The sequence below is a fragment of the Sphaerotilus sp. genome, from assembly GCF_041083715.1.
Classification (GTDB): Bacteria; Pseudomonadota; Gammaproteobacteria; order Burkholderiales; family Burkholderiaceae_C; genus Sphaerotilus.
Genome location: NZ_JBFPGY010000069.1, coordinates 1 through 3,762 on the forward strand (window position 1 = coordinate 1; position 3,762 = coordinate 3,762).

General features: G+C 70.3%; 3 protein-coding genes and 1 pseudogene. 1 reads left to right on the plus strand and 3 read right to left on the minus strand.

Annotated elements, in window-relative coordinates; translation table 11 throughout:
* The first annotated feature begins 121 nt into the window (after window positions 1-121).
* The gene (locus AB3X43_RS03360) at window positions 122-373 is read left to right on the plus strand and encodes a ubiquitin family protein (protein ID WP_369428469.1); all 252 of its coding nucleotides are present in this window, start codon (window positions 122-124) and stop codon (window positions 371-373) included.
* Window positions 374-394: 21 nt separating this feature from the next.
* Here the strand turns inward: AB3X43_RS03360 and gspF are convergent, their stop codons facing one another.
* The 3 genes and pseudogenes from gspF to AB3X43_RS03375 form a co-directional block, all read right to left on the minus strand.
* The gene (gene gspF, locus AB3X43_RS03365) at window positions 395-1,618 is read right to left on the minus strand and encodes a type II secretion system inner membrane protein GspF (RefSeq protein WP_369428470.1); all 1,224 of its coding nucleotides are present in this window, start codon (window positions 1,616-1,618) and stop codon (window positions 395-397) included.
* A gap of 16 nt (window positions 1,619-1,634) precedes the next feature.
* Window positions 1,635-3,056 (minus strand): type II secretion system ATPase GspE, encoded by a 1,422-nt coding sequence (gene gspE, locus AB3X43_RS03370; protein WP_369428471.1) that lies wholly within the window; start codon window positions 3,054-3,056, stop codon window positions 1,635-1,637.
* Window positions 3,053-3,762, minus strand: a pseudogene (locus AB3X43_RS03375) (type II secretion system secretin GspD); the annotation flags it as partial. The pseudogene AB3X43_RS03375 and the gene gspE, both read right to left, overlap by 4 nt.

Sequence of the window (3,762 nt, forward strand, 5' to 3'; positions counted from 1 at the left end):
ACGACCAGCGGTGAACTCTGGCTCAGTCGCGACGAAGGTGCCGGGTGGGCGCCGCTGATGCGGCACCTGCCGGAACTCTACGCGCTCGACGTCGTCGATCTGCGGTGAGCCGGCGGTGCGGGTGCTGGTTCCGTCGGCCTTGCAGTCCTACACGGGCGCTGCGCTGGTCGAGGCCGCTGGCGACACGCTGGGTGCCGTGCTGGACGGGCTGGAGCAGCGGTTCCCGGGACTGCGCTTCCGCATCGTCGACGAGCAGGAGCGCATCCGCCCGCATCTGCGGGCCTTCGTGAACGGTCACCCGCTGTTCGACCTGTCGGCGCTACTGCCGCCGACCGAGCAGATCAGCCTCGTGCTGGCGCTGAGTGGCGGGTGAGGCGGAGACGCTGCCGCCGGGTCATTTCACGAAGGTATTGAGCTGGATGATCGGCAGCAGCACGGCCAGCACGATCACCATCACCATCGCGCCCATGACCACGATCAGCAGTGGCTCCAGGATGGTGGCCATCTGCATCGCGCGGCGCTGGACCTCGGCGCCGAGCTGGGTAGCGGCGCGCTGCAGCATCACCGGCAGCTCGCCGGTCTGCTCGCCCAGGCGGGCGAACATCGACAGCAGGCCGGGGAAGCGCTTCTTCGACGACAGCGCCGAGGCCAGCGGTGCGCCTTCGCGCACCTGCACCAGCGCGGCCAGCGCATCGGCGCGCATGGCGCGGTTGGACAGCGTCTCGGCCGCCGCCTGCAGCGCTTTCAGGATCGGCACGCCCGAGCCCGCCAGCATCGCCAGCGTGCCGGCGAAACGCGCCGCGTTGTAGCTGCGCGCCAGCCGGCCGACGATGGGCAGCGTCAGCACCAGACCGTCGAGCCGTTCGCGGGTCGCCTCGTTGCGCCGGGCCACCACGAGCAGCCCGCCTGCACCGATCAGCGCCAGCAGCAGTGCCCAGCCCCAGTGGCGCAGGAAGGCGCTCAGCGCCAGCATCGCGCTGGTCAGGAAGGGCAGCGCCTTCTTGCTGCCGGCGAAGACCTGTGCCACCTGCGGCACCACATAGGTGACCAGGAAGATGACGATCACGATGGCCACCACCGACACGATGGCCGGGTACAGCGTCGCGCCCACCAGCCGTGACTTCAGCGCCTGGCGCTCCTCCAGGTCGTCGGCCAGCTTTTCCAGCACGCGGCCGAGCTGCCCGCTCTGCTCGCCGGCCGCGACCACGGCGCGGTAGACATCGTCGAATTCGCGCGGTGCGTTGCCGAGGGCGCTGGCGAAGGGCGAACCACCATTCACTTCGGCGCGCAGGTGGGCGAGCAACTCGCGCTGGCGCGGATCCTCGGCCTCGTCTGCGAGCGCGGTCAGCGCACGTTCCAGCGGCAGGCCGGCGCCGACCAGCCCGGCGAGCTGGCGGGTCCAGATCGCCAGCGTCGTGGCCGAGAACACCCGCCGCCGCATCATCGATCCGCCCGCCGCCGCCGTGGCCGTCGCTTCCGATTCGACCAGCTGCACATCCAGCGGCACCAGCGCCCGCGCCCGCAGCTGCGAGCGCACCGCCTTGGCGTTGTCACCGTCCAGCAGCCCGGTCTGGGTCTTGCCGGCGGCGTCGAGGGCTTCGAATCGGTAGGCGGGCATGGGGTTCCGGTGCGGATCAGTCGCGCGTGACGCGCATCAGTTCTTCCAGCGACGTGATGCCGGTGGCGACCAGCCGCTCGCCGTCCTCGCGCATCGAGCGCAGGCCGCCGGCACGGGCCGCGGCGATCAGCTCCGATTCGCTGGCACGGCCGTGGATCAGGCTGCGCACCGTGTCGTCCACCACCATCAGCTCGTACACCCCCGTGCGGCCCTTGTAGCCGCTGTGGCCGCAGGCGTCACAGCCGACCGGGTGCCAGCGGCCGTCGTCTCCCTGGCGCTTGCAGGCAGTGCACAGCTTGCGGACCAGCCGCTGCGCGAGCACCCCGAGCAGCGACGAACTCAGCAGGAAGGGTTCGATCCCCATGTCGGTCAGCCGCGTCACGGCGCTGGGTGCGTCGTTGGTGTGCAGCGTGGCGAGCACGAGGTGACCGGTCAGCGAGGCCTGCACGGCGATCTGCGCCGTCTCGTGGTCGCGGATCTCGCCGATCATGATGACGTCCGGGTCCTGCCGCAGGATGGCGCGCAGCGCCTTGGCGAAGGTCAGGTCGATCTTGGCGTTGACCTGGGTCTGGCCGATGCCGGCGAGTTCGTACTCGACCGGGTCTTCCACGGTCAGCACGTTGGTGGTGCTGGTCTCGACCTGGCCGAGTGCGGCGTAGAGCGTGGTGGTCTTGCCCGAGCCGGTCGGGCCGGTCACCAGCACGATGCCGTGCGGCTGCTGGATGCGGCTGGAGAAGCGCGTGTAGGTGTCGCCCTGCATGCCCAGGCCGGGCAGCGAGAACTTCGCCTCGCCCTTGTCGAGCAGGCGCAGCACGGCCCGCTCGCCATGCACGCCCGGCAGCGTCGACACCCGCACGTCGATCGCGCGGCCACCGATGCGCAGCGAGATGCGCCCGTCCTGCGGCAGCCGCTTCTCGGCGATGTCCAGCTCGGCCATGATCTTCAGCCGACTGATCAGGGCCGCGTGCAGGGCCTTGTTGGGCTGCACCACCTCGCGCAGCGTGCCGTCCACGCGGAAGCGCACGGCGGACGAGCGCTCGTACGGTTCGATGTGGATGTCGCTCGCGCCGTCCTTGGCGGCCTGCGTCAGCAGCGCGTTGAGCATGCGGATGATGGGCGCGTCGTTGGCCGCTTCGAGCAGGTCCTCCACGGCGGGCAGGTCCTGCATCATCCGGCTCAGATCGACGGCGCTCTCCACCTCGCCGACCACCGCCGCGGCGCTGGACTCGCCGCCGGCATAGGCCTGCGCGATGCGCTGGGCGAGGCGCTCGGGGGCTTCGCGCTCGATGGCGTCGATGGCGTGCAGGCGCAGCACCTCGGCCAGCGCGGCGCGCGGTGCCTCGGCGTCGGCCCAGAGGACGAGGCGGTCGCCATCGTCTTCGAGCAGCAGGCGCTGGGCCTTGGCCCAGGCGTAGGGCAGGGGGTGGCGCACGGTCAGCGGCTCGGCGAGGAAGCAGACGTGGAGGGGGATGGAGACGACGGTGTCGCACGCTCGCCGCGGCGTTGCTCGGGCAGCACCGGCGACTCGTTGATGCCGAGCACCGACGAGGGCTTGGGCTGGCCGTCCTGCTGGCGGGCGCGGATCATGTCGTAGCGGTCCAGGGTCAGCGCGTTGGCGTCGTCCTGCGTGCGCATCACGACCGGGCGCAGGAAGACCAGCAGGTTGGTCTTGATGCGCTTGCGGTTCTGTGCCTTGAACAGGTTGCCCACCAGCGGCAGGCTGGCCAGGCCCGGCACGCGGTCTTCGCCGTCGGCGTACTCGTCCTTGAGCAGGCCGCCCAGCACCATGATCTGGCCGTCGTCCACCACCACCGACGTCTCGATCGAACTCTTCTCGGTCGACGGGCCGGCGCTGGACGAGGTCGTGCCGGCGATGACGCTGGAGTTCTCCTGGTAGATCTGCATGCGCACCGTGCCGCTTTCGCCGATCTGCGGCTTGATGCGCAGGGTCAGGCCGACGTCCTTGCGTTCGATGGTCTGGAACGGGTTGGTCGAGCCGGTGCCGGTGCCGGTGTTGGTGAAGCTGCCGGTGATGAAGGGCACGTTCTGGCCGATGACGATCTTGGCTTCCTCGTTGTCGAGCGCGACCAGGTTCGGGGTGGACAGGATGTTGGCGCCGGTGCTGCTTTCGAGGAACCGCGCCA